Source organism: Phenylobacterium sp. SCN 70-31, from assembly GCF_001724605.1.
Taxonomy (GTDB): Bacteria; Pseudomonadota; Alphaproteobacteria; order Caulobacterales; family Caulobacteraceae; genus Phenylobacterium.
Genome location: NZ_MEEX01000035.1, coordinates 1 through 16,150, shown reverse-complemented (window position 1 = coordinate 16,150; position 16,150 = coordinate 1). Strand labels below are relative to the sequence as shown.

Below are 16,150 nucleotides of genomic sequence, written 5' to 3'. Positions count from 1 at the left end.
GGGAGCTCGCCATGACCCACGCCGTCACCAAGAAGACCGGAACGCCAGCCGGGGTCGCTCAGCGTAGCGCTGCGACCGGTGGCTTCGGCGGTGCTGCGCCCGCCTCCGCCCAGGCGGACCCGGAAAGCCCAGCCCTCGCCGCTCTGCTGCAGCAGGTGGAGCGCGCCGTTCGCGCCGCCTACAGCACGGGCCGGCCGACCCAGCTCACCGTCCGGCTGCAAGGTCCCTCATCCCAGGTGGACATCGACGTCGAGCCGCTGTCGGCGGACGCGCTCCCCGCCGACATCGAAGCAGAACAGGCGCTGCTGGGGGCCCTGCTGTACGACAATGACGGGTTCGAGCACCTGGGCCCCGCCCTCACCGCGGTGGACTTCTACGAGCCGTTCCACCAGCGGCTGTTCGCCGCCATGGAAGACGCCTGGCGCAGCGGGAAGCTCGCCGAGCCGATCCTGATGGCGGAGCAGTTCTCGAACGACGCGGCGTTCAGAGAGCTAGGCGGCGTCCGCTACCTGGCCGACCTGGTGGATCGCGCGCCATCCACGACAGACGTGCCGACGTTCGCCGCGCGGATCGGCGGGCTTGCCCTGCGTCGACGCCCCCCGGCGGAGGATGAGCTCGAAGCCGCCCTCCGCGACGCGCGCGCCCGCGGCGAGGCCCGTGCGGCCGAGGTCCTCGCCGCGCCTGACATGCTGGGCGCCGACGACTTCGCCGGGCTGATCGGCGCCACGCGCGAGACCGTGCGCCAGAAGCTCAAGCGCCGGGAGATCCTGGGGCTGCAGGGCGCGAAGCGCGGCGTCCGCTACCCGGCTTGGCAGGTGACCCGGGACGGCGGCCTGCTACCGGGCCTGCCGACGGTGTTCGAGCTGCTGGGCGACAGCCCCTGGGCGGTGTTCCGCTTCCTGACGCAGCCGTCGCCGGCTCTGGAAGGCGAGGCGCCGAAGGATAAGCTCCGCAGGGGCAAGGTCGCAGAGGTCCTGGACCTAGCTGAGAGCCAGGCGCGCGGAGATTTCGGCTGAGTGGCGACCGAACCGCCGGAGGGATTTCGCACCCGCTCGCTCGTCCTGCACGACGAGCCGGCCGGCGCGAAATGGCTGCGGCTCTATCGCCGGACCTTTCCCGATCCCTTGGGGTTCGGAAGGTCGGCGAAAAGCCGGTTCAGCCCGCCGCCTGAGGCCGCCGACCGATACGGCGTCGTCTATCTCGGCTCATCGGTGAATGTGACGGTTGCCGAGACCCTGGTGCGGGATCGCGGCGACGGCCGGCTTGGCGACCTCCCGATCGAACTTGCCGAGTTCGAGGCCTGGGCTTGCGCGGAGATCGAGGTGGTGACGCCGCTGCGGCTGGCGGACCTGCGCGGCGACGGGCCGCTGCGCATGGGCATCCCGTCGGACGTGGCGCATGCGGCGGACTGGCGGCTGGGCCAGCTCTGGTCTGCGGCGCTCCACGCGCATGACCTCCAGCCCGATGGGCTGATCTACCTGTCCCGGTTCACTGGCGAGCCGAACCTAGCGGTCTTCGAGCGGGCGCTGCCCAAGCTCGCTGCCACACGAATTGGAGCCCTGCTGGACCGGAGGGCGCAGCTTGCGGCGACGCTACGGCGCCTGGGCGTCGCGATCTTCTGACCGCCGCCCGGCGGCCGTTGGTCCGCCAACAACCGCCGCATGTCTGTCGCCCGGCAATGGCCGCGCTGAAACCGTGGACAGAGGACCACGGTTCGAGGTTCCATAGGATTGGGTCGACAAGACGACGTTCGGGAAGATGCCGGATCGGGACATCAATCGCCGCAGGGCGGAGGAGCTGCTGCGTCAGGCAGCCGAGACACAGAACCTCGCGGAACGGAGCCGGCTGATCGGCGAAGCCACCATGTTCCACATGCGCGCCGTGGAAGCCGAGGTTGGGAAGCTCGAAGGCGATCTTCACGCAACTCGAACTCCAGAGGAAGATTAGGCAGAGGGAAGCCCGCGCAGGCGGACCCGCGCGGGCGAGTCGGCCGAGCAGGAGCGCCTACTCGGCGGCCATCGCCGGCGAGTCCACCGGCGCCTCCGGCGTCTCGGCCTTCGTCGTGCGCAGCAGCGGCGGCAGCCATCCGGTCCCCGAAAGCAGGACTTCGGCCGTCTCCACCATCTCGGTCTTCTTCTGGTCGCTGATCCGCTCCGCGACCTCCGCCCCCCGCGCCTCGGCGACGGCCTCCAGGATGCGCGCCTTGGTCACGCGGCCAAGGTAGCGCTCGGCGGTCGGCGCCCACGTGGTGGTCATGTCGAGCCCCGCGGCGCGCGCCAGCCGCTCGACGTGGTCCCAGGCCGCCGGCTTGCGGTCGAGCGGATTGCGCACGGCGCTGATCCCGAGGCTCACGCAATGGGCCAGCAGGTCCATCAGCTCGCCCGCCCCGAAGCCCGACACGGCGTCCCACGCCTTCGAGGGCTCGCGCGGCAGGCGCGCCGCCCAGGCCTCGTGCCGTTCGGCGATCCGTCGTCCAGCTGGGCTGTCGCTGACGCCCGGCGCATGGCCGTCGAGGTAGGCGCTGACCAGCTTCACCTCCACGCACGACGCCTGCTCGCAAGGCGGATAGAAGGCCTTGAGCGCCAGGGCGTGCACCAGGGCGGTCAGCGCCAGGGTGGGGTCGGTCGCCACGGCGTCGCGCAGGCCGACGGTCCGGTAGGCGGTCAGGTCCAGCAACAGCCGTTCCGACAAGGGCGCGCCCGCATCCTCCTCGGGCTCGGCCTCCTTCGGCGCGGTTCCATCGCTGTCACCATCCGGTTCCGTCTCGCCTTGGGCATTGTCTTCGGCTTCGGCCTCCGCCACCGGCAGTTCGTCCTCGGGCCGGATCAGCCCTCGCTCGATGCGGGCCTGCCCGTCATGGCCGAGGATCACGAACACGCCGCCGCGCGCCACCTCGTCGGGATCGTAAGCCGGCCCGTCGCCGAAGGCGTCCAGGGCGGCATCAATCTCCTTGAAGCGGGCCTCCACTTCGGGCGGCAGCTCCTCCACCGCGTCCCACTGGCTCACCAGGGCGTCGTATTCCTCGGAGAGAGCGTCGATCTGCGCCTTGTCCGGCTCCGAGCGCTCCACCGGGTGCGGGTAGACCCGCCGCATCCCGTGGCCGTGCGGGTAGTCGAGCGAGGCCGCCGCCCACTTCCAGCCCTCCTGCGCCTGGACCTCCGAGGCGATGGCGTCCAGCTTCTCAGTCACCAGCCGGTCGAGCAGCGGCACGTCCTCGAACCAGCCGCCGCCGTCCTCGGTGAAGAGGTCGCGCAGGATGGTCCCCCCGGCCTCGCCGTAAGCCTCGGCCCCCACGAAGATCGCCCGCCGGTCGCTGGCCGGGACCTTGGCTTCGGTCATGGCGCGGCGGATCACCCCCGGCGAGCGATTGAAGGTGAGCTGGTCATAGACCTGCTCCTGCCGCCCATGATCCTCGCTGACCGCGAAGGCCATCAGCTGATCGAGCGCCAGCCCGCCCTCGCGGTAGATCGCCATCAGCTTGGGCGAGACCGCGCCGAGCCGCAGACGCTGGCGCACCACCTGGGCCGAGACGCCGAAGCGCGCCCCGATGTCCTCGGCGCCAAGACCGCGTTCTGCCGCCAGCCGCCGGAAAGCTTCGAACTGGTCCGCCGGGTGCATCTCGGTGCGGGTGACGTTCTCGTCCAGGCTGATCTCGTGGGCGTCGTTGGTCGTGTCGACCACACAGCGGACGGGCTCGCTCTTGCGGACCTCCTTGCGCTTGAGGCGGAGCAGCATGGCGAGGCGGCGGCCCTCGCCGATGGTCACCAGCCAGAAGCCGGTGGGCGCGCCGTCCTCACCCACTTCCGGCTCCACCACCGGCGCCTGCAGCATGCCCTTGGCGGCAATGGACGCGGCCAGGGCCGCGATGGCCGCTTCGCCGTGCGGGGTCTTGCGGGCGTTCTTCGGCGACTTCTTGAGCTTGTTGAGGGGCACTTCGATCACAGCGCCGGACTCGATCACGGTCTGGACGGTCATAAGGTCCTCCTTGGGCCTGGGTTGCAGGCGCACGCCGCGCCTGCAGCCCTGCCCGTCGGCGAGACCGGGTGTGCAAGCGGAGGGGCGGCTTCGCGGGGAACCGGCTGCAGGGTCCTGGAGGCCCGTCAGCCTGTGGCGCCCGGCGGAGGGGACCGAAGCTGGGCGGAAGCCGCTCCGAAGCGCGCCGAGGGCGGAGCCCTAAGCGGGCGCCGGGCCAAAGGCGCGGCGATGGGAACTATGACGAGGCGACAGCATCCGCTTCAAGCAGGTCGAGAACCGGACATGCGGGCGCATCGGCTTGTCCGTCGCACTTGCGGATGGTGTCACTGAGAATGGTCTCCAGCCGGCGAAGATCAGCGATCTTTGCGCGGACCTCGTCCAGGTGCATCGCGGCGAGCTTCTTGACGTCACCGCACGCGCGTCGCCCAGGCTGGGCCAGGTCCAGCAGCGCACGAATCTCATCCAGGGAAAACCCAAGCTGTCGGCCCCGCCGGACAAAGACGAGGCGTCGCAGATGGTGATCCTCGTACACGCGGTGGCCCGCCGCGGTGCGGTCCGGCGCCGGCATCAGGCCGATTCGCTCATAGTAACGGACGGTCTCGAGATTGACGCCGCTGGCGGTCGCCAACCCCCCGATCGTGAGGCCTCGGGAAGCGCGCATGTGATTAAGCCTTGACCCTGTAGTCGCTACGGGTGGGAGAGGTAGCAACGGTTAGAGGGAAGCGCGAGCGTGACAATCCAGGCGACAGCATCATCCGCGCGCAAAGACGCGGCTCTTAGTTGGTCAGCTGTTTGCGCCGCGTGCTTGGCGGTATTCGCCTGGGCCGCGTGCTGTGTGCTGCCAATGGCGCTCGCGGCCGCAGGCCTGGGCCTAACCGGGGCAGCCTTCGTCGCCGGCCAACGCCTGTGGCTGACCATCGGCGCAGCCCTGGTCCTGGGCGCTGGCTGGTGGCGCATCGGACGCCGGGCGCGGGCGTGCAAGATCGCTGGGGGCTGTGCGCCGCCTTCTCAGCTGTCCGTGATCCTGCTTTCACTCGCGACAGCGCTGCTGGTGCTGGCGATCCTTTGGCAGCCGTTCGTAGAGCCAAAGGCCCTGATGATCCTGAGGACCTTACGCGCATGAACGCGATGACCTTTGAGCTACGCTCCACGCTGACCTGCCCCGAGTGCGGTGGGCGGACAACGGAGACCATGCCGACGGACGCCTGCCAGTATTTCTATGACTGCCCGTGTTGCAGCGCAGTTCTGAAGCCGAACGCCGGCGATTGTTGCGTCTATTGCTCGTACGCCGACGTTCCGTGCCCGCCGGTCCAAGAAGCTCGCGCGAACGGCGGAGCACCGTCGTGCTGCAGCGCCGCCAGCGGCTGAAACGTTACGCGCCGGCGACCGCTTAGCAAGGATGCGGCCGCAAGGAGCCTGCGCGCGGCGGAGCCGGCGCTGCATGGCGGGACGCTGCCGCGAGCGGCGGGCGGCGCGACGCGCCCGAAGGGTCGCTCCCGCAGGAGCCGCGCCCGGCGCGGCGGGACCGCGAGCGACCGCCCGGCGCTCTCCCTAACGCTGCGAGAGCGTCAGCTTCCCAGGGTGCGGACGGGCCTCGTGCGGCGCTGATGCACGTCGGGCGAGGGTGCGCGTTCGAGCACCTGGTCCGGAGCCGGGTCCCGGCGCGCCGCCAGCCAGGCTTGGACCTCGTCGAAGCTCCAGGCGACGCAACGGGGCGTGAGGTTGAAGCGACGGGGGAACTCGCCGCGGCGCTCCATCTCATAGATCGTCGTGTCGCTCAGCGGCACGAGCCTCCGCAGCTCCGCACGTCGGATGCAGCGGGTGATGACAGGGTTGGGCATGAGCGCGCTCCGCAAGTTTCGAAGGACTGACAAAGTCACCTTCTTGCGAGTCGACCTGAGGGAGGAGCGGCCCCACAGGGCTGGGGAGCGGGGGCGTTGCGGGGGCGCTCCCCCGCTGGAAGGGGTCGGACGAGACCGTCAGGGCTCGACCGCAGGGGAAGGCTTTCCCCTCTGAACTTTAGGCTACGCTCGCTTCAGGCGGACACCTGGCCCGCCAGCTTGATCAGCGGCGATGAACACCACCCCCGCTCCTTCAAGCGCCTGCTGCACGGCGTGAACGTTCGCAGCTGTGCTCCGCCCAGGCCCAACCTCACCTTCCATGCGTCGGATGGTCTGCAGGGAGACACCTGCGGCCGCGGCAAGTTGGGATCCACTCCACCCAAGAAGGGACCGCGCCGCTCGAATTTGCGCGGCGGTCACCACGACAAGGTACTTTTTGATACTTTCATGGTGCTTTTAGATTGATCTGGAAGCGTCATCTGTGGCACTAAAAGTCTAATACACCGGAGAAGCTTAATCATGGGCTCACGTCAATCGGCGGCGGGCGAGCGCGCCCGGCTGCCTGCGCTCTCCCGACGAGCCGTCCTGGTCGGGACCTCGGCGGCGGCCACCGCGCCTCAGGCTGGCGTGGCCCATCCGCTCCCGTCCGTCACAGCGCCCGGGACCGCCACGGGCCTCTACCGGCGCTGGGTCCATCTGGATCGAGAGATCGAGCGCCTGCTCCTGCGCTGGGGCGACATCGAGGGTTGGCTGTTCGAGACGCACAACTGGCACCGGCTGAGCGAAGCGGAGCAGGCGGCTTTGCCTGCGGGGCAGGCGCTGCGGGACGTGGACGCGCAGCTGAAGCGGCTGTGCGCGGAGCGGGACGGCTTGCTCGACAAACTTCCCCGGTCCGGCGCCGACACGCTCGAGACCGTCGCCGCGCGGCTGGCGGTCGTCGAGCGGCTCCTCTACCGCGACGACCATCCCGAAGCGTACGACATGATCCTCGGCTCCCGACGCGATCTCACGACGCTCGCGGCCCGTTCCGGGGAGCGCCCTTGATCATGGGCTCAGGACGTCCTCCCGTCGCACACCCGGCGCGCTTGGCAGCGGTCTCCCGCCGGACCCTGCTCGCCGGCGCCTCCGCCGCAGCCGCCGCGCGCCCCGTCGGCGCCGCGCCTCTGCAACTGCCGGCGGGCTCCTCGTCTCCGGACCCCACGAAGCCCTACCGGGCCTTGCTCCACCTCGACGCCAGGATCTCCCGGCTACGGCGCCGGTGGGCGCGGCTCGAAGCCTATATCGAAGACCAGCCCTCCCAGCCGGGAAGAATGCTGGCAGGCGCGCAGGAGCTCCGTGACATCGATGGTATGCTGGAGCTCCTCCTGGAGCAGCGCGCCGCGCTGCTGGAGGCCCTGCCCAAGCAGGGCGCGACAAGCCTGGAGGAGGTGATCGCCCGGCTCGCGGTCGCCGAGCAGCTGATCTGGACCGACGACCACCTGCAGGCCCAGGCGATGATCGCTGGCTCGCGCCGGGACCTCACCGCACTCTTGGGCGAGCGTCGCCCGCCGGCACGCTAGTCCGATGGAGACCCGCTTGGAGGACGCGCTCGCCTATCTGCTGGACCTGCGGCTGCGCTGCCGGGGAAACCCCGAGGCCATAGCGCTGGTCGACCGTTGCCTTGCGCTGCTGGCGCGCGCGGAGCGCGCGGACGCCGCCGAGCTGCCGCAGCTGGAGGCGGAGATCGAGGCCATCCGCCTAGAGCTCGCCGAACGCTTCGGACCGCCCGGCGAGTTCGTGCGGCACTGACCTGCGCCAACGATCAACCATGCTGAGCGAAGACCCAGGTCTTGCCGCCTGAAAGCAATAAGAGCGTGGCGTAGGCTTCGCTGCGTCCATCGTCCCGCACTGAGACGTGTTGGAGACTAGGCCGTCTTCATGGAGCTGCTCGGCCGCTGCTTTCAGCTTTGGCCCTACATTGTCGACCTCGTTGGTAAAGCCTTCGCCAAAGATCGAAAGGACCCCGGAAGCCCCGAACACCTCCGCATAACTTTCCCATCACAGGAGAGTCTGCCGCCGTACTTGGTTCCTGCTCTTGTAAATCCGGAACGCTGGCTGCGCTGTAGGCGTTGCCGCGACGGGAACAAAGGGAACGCCCATGCCGACGAACAATGGACTTGCACCAACCTGGCTCATGACGGGCGCAGCGATCGCCATCCTGGGTCTCGCCGGGTGCAACAAGAGCAACGAGAGCACCGAGGCGCCGGCCGCGACTGCGGCAGAGTCGGCGGCCTCACCCGCGAGCGCCAATGCGGCGATCCCGGCCAGCGGACCCGCGGCGGTCTTCATGCCGATCGAGACGGACATGAAGCAGAAGATGGCTGCAGCGGTCGGCTCCACCGTCGAAAGCACCTGGGCGATGAAGATGATGGCTCACCACCAGGGCGGTATCGACATGTCGCGGGCGCTGCTCAACCAGTCTCCCAACGGGCCGATGCACGACATGGCCCAGAAGACCATGGACATGCAGACCAAGGACCGGGCCGAGCTCGACAAATGGGTTCAGGCGCACGCCGGCGAGCAGGGCGGCCAAGCCAATCCGTTCGCCGAGATGGAAGCGACCATGAGCCAGAAGATGATGGCGGCGACCGGCGCAAATGCGGACCAGACCTGGGCGCGTAAGATGATCGAACACCACCAGGGCAGCATCGACATGTCGAAACGGGTCCTGCAGGACGCGAAGGACCCTGAGATCCGGCGGATGGCGCAGAAGACCATCGACATGCAGACGAAAGAGATCGCCGAACTGCAGTCGAAGCTCGGCGGCTGATCCCACCTGCCGCCGGCAAGCCACCGCCGGCGGCAGGCCCGATCATGAGGGGTTCATGTGCCGGGTGCGTATATCCCTTTGAATACTTCAGTCGGGATATCCACCATGATCCGTCATCACCTCGGTGTCGCGGTCGCTGCGGCGACCCTTCTCGTGGCCTCGCAAGCCGCCGCCCATGCGAAACTCGTGTCGTCGAACCCGGCCGCCAACGCCACGGTCGCCGCGCCGAAGATCATCACCCTGACGTTCAGCGAGAAGCTGGTGCCGGCCTTCTCCAAGTTCGAGGTGGTCATGCCCGAGCACGGTGGGATGAAGGTCGCTGTGAAGACCACCGTCTCCAAGGACGGCAAGAGCCTCACGGGCGCGCCCACGGCGGCGCTGAGCGCCGGCGCCTACAAGGTTGTCTGGACGGCGGCGACGGCGGACGGCCACAAGGTGTCCGGCGAAGTCGCCTTCAAGGTTGGCTGATCGTGCTTGAGCCTGCGGTCATCGTCCTCAGGCTGGCGCAATATCTGGGAGCGATGGTCCTGATGGGATCATCGCTCTTTTTCGTCTACGCACTGCCGGGGCGAGGAGATGGATCCGCGGCCGAGGCGCCATGGGCCAGCCGACTTCTCGCTTGCGCCGGAACGCTCCTGGCTGCGACGGCTCTGTTGTCGATCCTCGGGCAGGCCAGCATCCTCAGTGGCTCCTTTTCCGAAGGGTTGAAGCCCGAGACCCTGAGCGCCGTCGCCACCGGCATGGATCTCGGCAAGGCGGCCATAATCCGCGCCGCGGCTGCGGGGCTGGCGGTGCTGCTGATCCTCGTGCTCAAGCCCTCTCGCACCACCTGGATCGTGGCGGCCACGCTTGGCGCGATCGCAACAGCAAGCTTGGCCTGGATGGGTCACGGCGCGGCCACAGAGGGGGTCGGCGCGTCCCTTCATCTCGTCTCTGACATCCTCCACGCCTGGGCTGCGGCGGTGTGGATCGGCGCGCTCGTCGCCTTTCTGCTGTTGCTTCGTACGCCCACCCCAACTCCAGCAGCGACGGGGGCCCTCCACCGCGCTCTACACGGCTTCTCCGGGGTCGGCACAGCTGTCGTGGCCGTGCTCCTCGCCACCGGTGCGATCAACGGCTGGTTCCTGGTCGGGCTCGATCATCTCAACGGCCTCTGGACCACGGCCTACGGCCGGCTCCTGTCGCTCAAGCTGGTCCTGTTTGTGGTCATGTTCGGGCTTGCGGCGGCAAACCGCTTCCAGCTGACGCCAGCGCTCGGACGCGGCCTCGGCGCTCAAGACAGCGAGGGTGCGGCCCTCGCCCACTTGCGTCGAAGCGTCATCCTCGAAACCGCGCTGGGCTTCGGTGTGCTGGCGCTGGTCGCATGGTTCGGCACGCTCGCGCCGCCAGGGGCCATGTGAGGACGTGAACCGAGTTGCCCGGCGCCGAGCGGCTGACAGGCGGGCGCTATGTTGACACGAGATCCACCGCGCCGCGGCTGCCCGCTACGGCCTGAACATCGCCGATGTCCAGGAAATCGTCTCCGGCGCAATCGGCGGTGAGACCATCGGCGAAACGGTGGAGGGCGTGGCGCGCTATCCGATCAGCCTCCGCTACCCGCGTGAGCTGCGCGACAGCCTTGAGGGGCTGCGAGGGCTGCCGATCCTGACGCCCACGGGCCAACAGATCACGCTCGGCACGCTGGCGGCCATCACGATCGCAGACGGCCCACCGATGGTGAAGACGGAGAACGCCCGCCCCTCCACGTGGGTCTATGTGGACGTCCGGGGCCGCGACCTAAGTTCGGTGATCGGCGACCTTCGCCAGACGCTCAGCGAGGACGTACAGCTGCCATCGGGTGTCTCGATCGCCTACTCGGGGCAGTTTGAGTACCTCGAACGGGCGGCCGAGCGGCTGAAGCTCGTCGTGCCCGCGACGCTCGCGATCATCTTCCTTCTGCTCTACGTCACCTTCCGTCGTTTGGACGAGGCGGCGCTCATAATGCTCACCTTGCCCTTCGCCCTCACCGGCGAGTTCTGGGCGCTCTACCTCCTTGGCTATGACCAGTCGGTGGCGACTGGGGTGGGCTTCATCGCCCTCGCCGGGGTCGCCGCGGAGTTCGGGGTCGTGATGCTCATCTACCTGAAGCACGCCCTTGCCGAGCGCGGGCCCGAACCGGGCCCCGGTGACGTCGAGGACGCCATTCGGGAAGGGGCGCTGCTGCGCGTACGTCCGAAAGCCATGGCGATGGCGGTGATCCTGGCGGGGCTCACGCCTGTGCTGATCGGCCATGGCGCCGGCTCGGAGGTGATGAGCCGGATCGCGGCGCCGATGATCGGGGGCATGCTGACGGCTCCCCTGCTCTCCATGCTTGTCATCCCAGCGGGGTACCTCCTGTTGCGCCGCCGGCGCCACCGCGCGCCCCGCGAGATTCCTGAGCGGCGCCGCTGTACTGCATCGCGGCGTCGGCGCGGAGCATCGTGGCCGCGCGGGATCAGGTCTCGGTAGATCCTCTCTTCGGGGCGAAGCGCGCGACGAGGTCGTAGGCCTCCCCCGGGAAGATGAGCCGAACATGGGTGATGCGGTCCGCGCCTCGCCAGGTGCGGCGCTCCAGCAAGAGGCAGGCGGTCATCAGCTTGATGCCGAGCGCCGCCGCCACCGCCTTCGGCACGTTCGCCGCGCTGATCCGATGCTCGGCCTCCGTCCAGGGCACATGGCTCAGCAGCCAGCTGCCCGGCGCGGTGGCGGCGAAGTCGGCTTCGGCGGCCTGCGGCACTGTCTCGAGGTTGATCAGCCGCTCCTCCAGCGCGAAGGGCCGCCCGCCGGCCCGGTGAAGGCTTTTGAGGACGAGGACTTCGGCCGAACGCTCGAGGCCGAGCTCCTCCATCTCGCGAGCCGTGGCGGGTCGAACGCGTCGGGACAGGAGCTCATAGTCGTAAGCCTCGCCGCGCCCGCTCACCTCGGCCGGGATGTCCGGGATGTCGAGCACGGCGGAGTGAATCCTGGGCCGCGCCACGAACGTCCCGAACTTGCGACGTCGCTCAATGAGCCCGGCCTCGGCAAGCGGCGCGAGCGCCTTGTTCACCGTCATGCGTGAACAGCCGTACTCCACCATGAGTTCGTGCTCGTAAGGAATGCGGTGCCCCGGGGGCCATGCCCCCGACAAGATGCGCTCGGATATGTCCGAGCGGATCCGCTTGTGAAGCGTCAGGGCAGCGGCAGCACTCATGGACTCGCTTTCGGCCGCGCCTGCGTAACGCAGCCTTGCGCTTGCAATGCCACGTATCAAGCCCGGGGGCGGCTGTCCTTGGCGGCGGGCGGCAGCGGCGCCGTCCGCTTGGCCCGCCGGCGCTCCGCCAAGGCCTCAAGCGGGTCCAGGATCCAGGCCACGTCCGAGCGCCGGAAGCTGCGAAACAGCAGGATCAGGCCGCTGAGCGCCAGCCAGGTTGCCCCCGTCGCGAGCGTGACGATGAGCGGATGGTTGAAGCTCTGGCGGTCGTCGTAGTCCATGATGTGCAGCATCCAGGCCACGTCCCAGAGCCGCCAGGTGTCGTTCTTCGCGGCCAGCACCTCGCCGGTGCTGGCGGACACGAGCAGAGCGTGCCGCTCCTTGTCGGCGAACTCCACCCTCCAGACAGGCAGCGGAAGGTCGCGAGTCTCCAGCGTGGACTTGGCCACGTAGGTTACAGATTTGGGCGGCTCGTATCCGGTGAAGCCTGCCACGGCGAGCTCGCGCGCCTTGGCTGCGTCGATGACGACGGGCTGCCCCGTCGTTGCATTGATGACCCTGACGCCGCGGGGCGTGCTCACCTCGTACACCCAGCTGTCGTACAGCGGCTTCAGGCGCAGCTTGGTGATGGGTTCGCCGACCGCTCCGGCCACGCCGGTCAGCGGCAGCAGCGCAGCGGCAGCCGGCAGCTCAGCGGGCGGGGCGAGCGCATGTTCGCCTGAGACCTTGTGGTGATCGAGGAGCGCCATCACGGCGCCGCTCAGCGCCCACAGCAGGAACTGCAGGCCCAGGACCAGGCCGGACCACTTGTGCAGCCAGCGGATCAGGAACATGGGCGACCAGGTCATGCCGCGGCCTTTCGGACCCGCCGCTTGCGGCGGAAGCTGTAGAGGAGCAGCCACCCACCGGTGGCCGCCGTGGCGACGCCCATCCAGGTGAAGATGCGAATGAGGATGTTGTTCACGTCCTGACGGTCATCGTAGTCCATGATGTGGAACATCCAGACGAAGTCGAAGGTGCGCCACAGGTCGTGGCGGCGGGAGACGAGCTCGCCGGTCTGGGGCGAGATGTAGAATGTCGGCCGCCAGGCGCCTTCAAACTCGACGCGCCAGATCGGCACGGGTCGGGTCTGAATCTCCAGCGGAGCCTTGGTGAGTAGCTCGGCGCTCACGATGTCGCCGTCCTCGGCGAACAGCGCCTTGGCCCGGGCCCGCGCCGCCCCCTCGCCCAAGGGGGACAGCTTCTCGCCGCTGCGGGCGTCGAACAGCGCCTTCCCCTCATCCGCGTCGACGACATAGACGGGCTGCCCCAGCTGGTTCTCAAGCCGCGCCGCCTTCAGTCCGGGCGCGAGGTGGGCGAGATGCGTCGGTTCCACGAGGCCGGCGAGCGCGATCGGCTGTGGGGCCTGGGCGCGCACGAGCCGGTCGCCGTGGATGATGTCGATGTGGACGGCCGTCATGTAGAGGCCGCTGAGGGTCCAGAACACCGCCTGGATGGCGAGGATCAGGGCGAACCACTTGTGCGTGGTGCGGGCGAGAGCGGGTAGCCGCATCGGGGGTCTCTAGAAAAGGGCAGGCGCCGGAGAGCATTGGGGCCTCTCTCCGGCGCCCGGAACCTACGTCCGTCAGAACGTGTATTGCAGGCGAACGTAGCCCCTACGACCCAGCAGGTCGTAAGTCATGGTGTCCGTGTTCGCGTCGGTCCAGCTCTGGATGAACGGCGCGTCGCGGTCGAACAGGTTGTCGACGCCGACGGCGATGTTGGCCTTCTCCGACACGCGGTAGGCGAACTGGACGTTGTGGTAGAAGACGTTCGGCGTCTCGTCGCCGATGTCGCCGGGCGAGGCGTTGAAGTCCTTCGCCTTACCGATCCACTGCACCGACCAGGTGGCGTTCCAGTTGACGTCCGACACCGTCAGGCTCGCGTTCGAACGCCAGTGCGGATAGCCGCCGTTGCCGCCGCCGATATAGCCGTCGAAGATGATCGGGTCGGCGCCCACGAAGGGGATCACCTCGTACTTGGCGAGGTAGGTCGTGTTCCAGTCGAGGTCGGCGCGAAGATGCGCCACGTCGAAGGCGTAGCGCACGCCGAAGTCGACCCCCTTCATCGTCTCCTTGCCGGCGTTGGTCGGCTGCGAGGAGAGGAAGTTCACCTCACCGGTCCGCGTGCTGCGGGTGAAGTGTTCGGGTCCGCAGAACGGGTGCGAAAGGTTCGGGCTGGCGTAGCATACGGCGAGCTTCGTAGAGCCCGGGATGTTCCGGATCGCGTCCTTGATCTGGATGTCGAAGTAATCGACCGTCACCGACAGGCCCGGCACGAACTCCGGCTGGAAGACCGCTCCGAGGGTCAGGTTCTCCGACTCTTCCGGCTGCAGGTTCTGGTTGCCGCCCACCGTCGTCAGCACCGTGTTGCCGAGCTGGACGTAGCCGGCCGGCACGCCGGAGGCCTGGCAGTTGGCGATCAGCGTCGCATCGCCGCTCGTGGAGTAGCGGCTGCACGGATCGGTGGTCGTCAGGTTGCCTTCGGCGACGCCGCCGAACAGCTCGGGGACGCTGGGGATACGGAAGCCGGTGCCGTACGTGGCCCGCAGGCGCAGGCCGGAGATGACCGTCCAGTCCAGGCCCAGCTTGTAGGTGATGTTGTTGCCGAACAGGTTGTAGTCCGAGTACCGGACCGCGCCGTTCAGTTCGACGCGCTCGGCGAAGGGCATGTCCGCCAGCAGCGGCGCCGAGAGCTCGAGATAGGCTTCCTTGGTGTTGACCGAGCCCGAGATCGGATCCTGCTGGTTGGTGTTCGCCACCCCCAGCACCGTCAGCGCGTCGGGGTCGCGCCAGTGGCCACGGTCAGCAAAGATCTTCTCATCGGTTCGAACCTTTTCGAGCTTAGAAGCGGGCCGTGAGGCCGATGTAGTAGCGACGGCCGACCAGGTCGTAGCTGGAAGGGTCGGTGTTCGCCGCGATCGACGGCGAATAGACCCGGGGTTGCTTGTCCGTGAGGTTGTTCACCCCGCCGCGGACCGTCACCGTCTCGTTCAGCTTCCACGAGCCGTTCAGGTCGAAGTAGTTGACCGCGTCGAGGACCTGTTCCCGGTTGTTGAAGTTCTCGACGGAGCCCTGGTAGCGCCAGCGCACGCCCAGGCTGAAGGGGTCGTAGTTCCAGCTCAGGGTCGACAAAAACTTCCACTCCGGCAGGGTCAGGCCGAAGGTGTTGGAGATCGTCCCCTTGCGGTCGGTGAACGCGCCGCCGGGCAGGTCCTGCCGCTTCCACTCCTGCAGCTTGGTGCCGATGACGTTGAGCGCCACCGTGCCCCAGTGCGGCCCGCCGACATCGGCCAGGGCCACGACCCAGTCGACCTGGAAGTCGGTGCCGCTGGTCTTCAGCGTGCCGAGGTTCGCGTTGGTCTCAAGGGTGCTCGTGATCTGACCCGAGTTCGGGTCGCGGCGGCCCGGACGAGGTCCATCGAGACCAGAAAGCCGCGCCGCGGCAGACGGTCGACGAAGGCGTTCACAACCGGGCCTACCCCGATATAGGCGATCATCTTGATCGCCAGGGCCCCGCCGAGCACGGCGCCGGCGTTCGCGCCCGCAAGATCGTAGGACAGGAGACCCAGCGCGACGGTCGCTAGGCCCGTGCCGATCAGGGCGATGACCTGGGCCAAAAAGAGATGCCGATAGGTGCGGTCTCCTAGAACGCTCAACATGACGTTCGCTTCCTCAGCGCGAACTTAAGCGTCGGACGCTCACAGGTATTTCGCGAGTCCGGATAGGCGCCCGAGTTGGTCGTGCGATGCGACTGAGCCGCGAAACGATGTCTTCGAGGTGATGTTCGATTTGGCCCTGCACGAGGGATGCCTTGGCCTTGCCGAGGGCGCTGATCAGGTCCGATAGGATCGATTGGGCGCGCAGCTCGGACGCACCTGTGAAGCCCCACCCTCAAACATTGTCGTGCTGTCGGATTCATCGGGGTTCGACCGTAACGTGCGCCAGCTCATGCACTCTGCGCAGACGTTGGCGCACGTCGGCGGCTGAAGCGTCGCCCGTGAAGCTGACAATCGCCGCGTGGGCGCCAGGCCCGATCCGCCAAACATGCAGGTCCGTGATCTTGGCGTCCCCGAGCCCTTCAACCTCCTGACGCACTTCGCCCTCCAGGTGAGCATCAGCCGTATCGAGCAGCACGGCGGCTGTGTCGCGCATCAGGTTCCAGGCCCAGACGGAGATCACGACCGCGCCGACGATGCCCATCACAGGGTCGAGCCAAACCCAGCCCAGATATCGCCCGGCGACCAACGCCCCGATCGCCAGCACCGAGGTCAGCGCG

At 68.2% G+C, this 16,150-nt stretch carries 20 protein-coding genes and 3 pseudogenes; 12 read left to right on the top strand and 11 right to left on the bottom strand.

The annotated features are described in order from the left end of the window. Positions 1 to 11 precede the first annotated feature (11 nt). From ABS78_RS20435 to ABS78_RS20425, 3 genes are all read left to right on the top strand, one after another. Positions 12 to 1,016, top strand: coding sequence for a DnaB-like helicase N-terminal domain-containing protein (locus ABS78_RS20435; RefSeq protein WP_257835819.1), 1,005 nt, complete (start codon positions 12 to 14; stop codon positions 1,014 to 1,016). Then, a complete protein-coding gene (locus ABS78_RS20430; protein ID WP_257835820.1) occupies positions 1,017 to 1,622 on the top strand; it encodes an RES family NAD+ phosphorylase in 606 nt (201 codons plus the stop codon). Between the two features lie 136 nt (positions 1,623 to 1,758). Beyond that, positions 1,759 to 1,947, top strand: a complete 189-nt coding sequence (locus tag ABS78_RS20425; protein WP_257835821.1) for a hypothetical protein — start codon at positions 1,759 to 1,761, stop codon at positions 1,945 to 1,947. Between the two features lie 57 nt (positions 1,948 to 2,004). Here ABS78_RS20425 and ABS78_RS20420 read toward each other — a convergent pair whose 3' ends face one another. Both ABS78_RS20420 and ABS78_RS20415 read right to left on the bottom strand, forming a co-directional pair. Beyond that, positions 2,005 to 3,975 carry a ParB N-terminal domain-containing protein gene (locus tag ABS78_RS20420; protein ID WP_293383830.1) on the bottom strand — a complete coding sequence of 657 codons (1,971 nt, stop codon included), beginning with the start codon at positions 3,973 to 3,975 and terminating at the stop codon, positions 2,005 to 2,007. Between the two features lie 235 nt (positions 3,976 to 4,210). Then, the gene (locus ABS78_RS20415) at positions 4,211 to 4,603 is read right to left on the bottom strand and encodes a helix-turn-helix domain-containing protein (protein WP_293383827.1); all 393 of its coding nucleotides are present in this window, start codon (positions 4,601 to 4,603) and stop codon (positions 4,211 to 4,213) included. Positions 4,604 to 4,780: 177 nt separating this feature from the next. On the opposite strand from ABS78_RS20415, the gene ABS78_RS20410 reads away from it, so the two are divergent. Both ABS78_RS20410 and ABS78_RS20405 read left to right on the top strand, forming a co-directional pair. Then, a complete protein-coding gene (locus ABS78_RS20410) occupies positions 4,781 to 5,098 on the top strand; it encodes an MFS transporter permease (RefSeq protein WP_257835825.1) in 318 nt (105 codons plus the stop codon). Next, positions 5,095 to 5,343, top strand: coding sequence for a GDCCVxC domain-containing (seleno)protein (locus ABS78_RS20405; protein WP_293383824.1), 249 nt, complete (start codon positions 5,095 to 5,097; stop codon positions 5,341 to 5,343). Before ABS78_RS20410 ends, ABS78_RS20405 begins: the two co-directional genes overlap by 4 nt. A 200-nt stretch (positions 5,344 to 5,543) precedes the next feature. On the opposite strand, the gene ABS78_RS20400 is transcribed toward ABS78_RS20405, so the two are convergent. Together ABS78_RS20400 and ABS78_RS23955 are read right to left on the bottom strand one after the other, a co-directional pair. Further along, positions 5,544 to 5,816 carry an AlpA family transcriptional regulator gene (locus ABS78_RS20400; RefSeq protein ID WP_257835826.1) on the bottom strand — a complete coding sequence of 91 codons (273 nt, stop codon included), beginning with the start codon at positions 5,814 to 5,816 and terminating at the stop codon, positions 5,544 to 5,546. A 183-nt stretch (positions 5,817 to 5,999) separates the two neighbouring features. Continuing rightward, a complete protein-coding gene (locus ABS78_RS23955; protein WP_363083696.1) occupies positions 6,000 to 6,236 on the bottom strand; it encodes a helix-turn-helix transcriptional regulator in 237 nt (78 codons plus the stop codon). A gap of 99 nt (positions 6,237 to 6,335) precedes the next feature. On the opposite strand from ABS78_RS23955, the gene ABS78_RS20395 reads away from it, so the two are divergent. The 7 genes and pseudogenes from ABS78_RS20395 to ABS78_RS20365 all read left to right on the top strand — a co-directional run. Continuing rightward, on the top strand, positions 6,336 to 6,860 hold the full coding sequence (locus ABS78_RS20395) for a helicase (RefSeq protein WP_257835827.1): 525 nt from the start codon (positions 6,336 to 6,338) through the stop codon (positions 6,858 to 6,860). A 173-nt stretch (positions 6,861 to 7,033) separates the two neighbouring features. Beyond that, positions 7,034 to 7,375 (top strand): hypothetical protein, encoded by a 342-nt coding sequence (locus ABS78_RS20390; protein ID WP_257835828.1) that lies wholly within the window; start codon positions 7,034 to 7,036, stop codon positions 7,373 to 7,375. A 16-nt stretch (positions 7,376 to 7,391) separates the two neighbouring features. Beyond that, a complete protein-coding gene (locus ABS78_RS20385; RefSeq protein ID WP_257835829.1) occupies positions 7,392 to 7,604 on the top strand; it encodes a hypothetical protein in 213 nt (70 codons plus the stop codon). A 349-nt stretch (positions 7,605 to 7,953) separates the two neighbouring features. Further along, the gene (locus ABS78_RS20380; protein ID WP_293383821.1) at positions 7,954 to 8,625 is read left to right on the top strand and encodes a DUF305 domain-containing protein; all 672 of its coding nucleotides are present in this window, start codon (positions 7,954 to 7,956) and stop codon (positions 8,623 to 8,625) included. A gap of 105 nt (positions 8,626 to 8,730) precedes the next feature. Continuing rightward, on the top strand, positions 8,731 to 9,093 hold the full coding sequence (copC, locus tag ABS78_RS20375) for a copper homeostasis periplasmic binding protein CopC (RefSeq protein ID WP_293383818.1): 363 nt from the start codon (positions 8,731 to 8,733) through the stop codon (positions 9,091 to 9,093). Positions 9,094 to 9,095: 2 nt separating this feature from the next. After that, positions 9,096 to 10,025 carry a copper homeostasis membrane protein CopD gene (copD, locus tag ABS78_RS20370; RefSeq protein WP_293383815.1) on the top strand — a complete coding sequence of 310 codons (930 nt, stop codon included), beginning with the start codon at positions 9,096 to 9,098 and terminating at the stop codon, positions 10,023 to 10,025. Between the two features lie 23 nt (positions 10,026 to 10,048). Beyond that, positions 10,049 to 11,016 (top strand): annotated as a pseudogene (locus ABS78_RS20365) (efflux RND transporter permease subunit); the annotation flags it as partial. Positions 11,017 to 11,098: 82 nt separating this feature from the next. Here the strand turns inward: ABS78_RS20365 and hutC are convergent. The 7 genes and pseudogenes from hutC to ABS78_RS20330 all read right to left on the bottom strand — a co-directional run. Next, positions 11,099 to 11,833, bottom strand: a complete 735-nt coding sequence (gene hutC, locus ABS78_RS20360) for a histidine utilization repressor (RefSeq protein ID WP_293383872.1) — start codon at positions 11,831 to 11,833, stop codon at positions 11,099 to 11,101. Positions 11,834 to 11,889: 56 nt separating this feature from the next. After that, positions 11,890 to 12,681: a PepSY domain-containing protein gene (locus ABS78_RS20355; protein ID WP_293383812.1), complete on the bottom strand. Its 792-nt coding sequence runs from the start codon at positions 12,679 to 12,681 to the stop codon at positions 11,890 to 11,892. Continuing rightward, positions 12,678 to 13,385: a PepSY domain-containing protein gene (locus ABS78_RS20350; RefSeq protein ID WP_257817732.1), complete on the bottom strand. Its 708-nt coding sequence runs from the start codon at positions 13,383 to 13,385 to the stop codon at positions 12,678 to 12,680. The genes ABS78_RS20355 and ABS78_RS20350 overlap by 4 nt, the downstream gene beginning before the upstream one ends. 72 nt (positions 13,386 to 13,457) lie before the next feature. After that, positions 13,458 to 14,687 (bottom strand): TonB-dependent receptor, encoded by a 1,230-nt coding sequence (locus ABS78_RS20345; protein WP_293383869.1) that lies wholly within the window; start codon positions 14,685 to 14,687, stop codon positions 13,458 to 13,460. A gap of 28 nt (positions 14,688 to 14,715) precedes the next feature. After that, a complete protein-coding gene (locus ABS78_RS20340) occupies positions 14,716 to 15,213 on the bottom strand; it encodes a TonB-dependent receptor (protein ID WP_257839063.1) in 498 nt (165 codons plus the stop codon). 59 nt (positions 15,214 to 15,272) lie between these two features. Further along, positions 15,273 to 15,533: pseudogene (locus tag ABS78_RS20335) on the bottom strand (MFS transporter); the annotation flags it as partial. Positions 15,534 to 15,789: 256 nt separating this feature from the next. Further along, positions 15,790 to 16,150 (bottom strand): annotated as a pseudogene (locus ABS78_RS20330) (cation transporter); the annotation flags it as partial.

Bases quoted from the DNA above. Each gene is read 5' to 3' on its own strand.
- ABS78_RS20435 (WP_257835819.1), top strand. From the start codon at position 12: ATGACCCACGCCGTCACCAAGAAGACCGGAACGCCAGCCGGGGTCGCT.
- ABS78_RS20425 (WP_257835821.1), top strand. From the start codon at position 1,759: ATGCCGGATCGGGACATCAATCGCCGCAGGGCGGAGGAGCTGCTGCGT.
- ABS78_RS20420 (WP_293383830.1), bottom strand. From the start codon at position 3,975: ATGACCGTCCAGACCGTGATCGAGTCCGGCGCTGTGATCGAAGTGCCC.
- ABS78_RS20405 (WP_293383824.1), top strand. From the start codon at position 5,095: ATGAACGCGATGACCTTTGAGCTACGCTCCACGCTGACCTGCCCCGAG.
- ABS78_RS20400 (WP_257835826.1), bottom strand. From the start codon at position 5,816: ATGCCCAACCCTGTCATCACCCGCTGCATCCGACGTGCGGAGCTGCGG.
- ABS78_RS20395 (WP_257835827.1), top strand. From the start codon at position 6,336: ATGGGCTCACGTCAATCGGCGGCGGGCGAGCGCGCCCGGCTGCCTGCG.
- ABS78_RS20380 (WP_293383821.1), top strand. From the start codon at position 7,954: ATGCCGACGAACAATGGACTTGCACCAACCTGGCTCATGACGGGCGCA.
- copC (WP_293383818.1), top strand. From the start codon at position 8,731: ATGATCCGTCATCACCTCGGTGTCGCGGTCGCTGCGGCGACCCTTCTC.
- hutC (WP_293383872.1), bottom strand. From the start codon at position 11,833: ATGAGTGCTGCCGCTGCCCTGACGCTTCACAAGCGGATCCGCTCGGAC.
- ABS78_RS20355 (WP_293383812.1), bottom strand. From the start codon at position 12,681: ATGACCTGGTCGCCCATGTTCCTGATCCGCTGGCTGCACAAGTGGTCC.
- ABS78_RS20350 (WP_257817732.1), bottom strand. From the start codon at position 13,385: ATGCGGCTACCCGCTCTCGCCCGCACCACGCACAAGTGGTTCGCCCTG.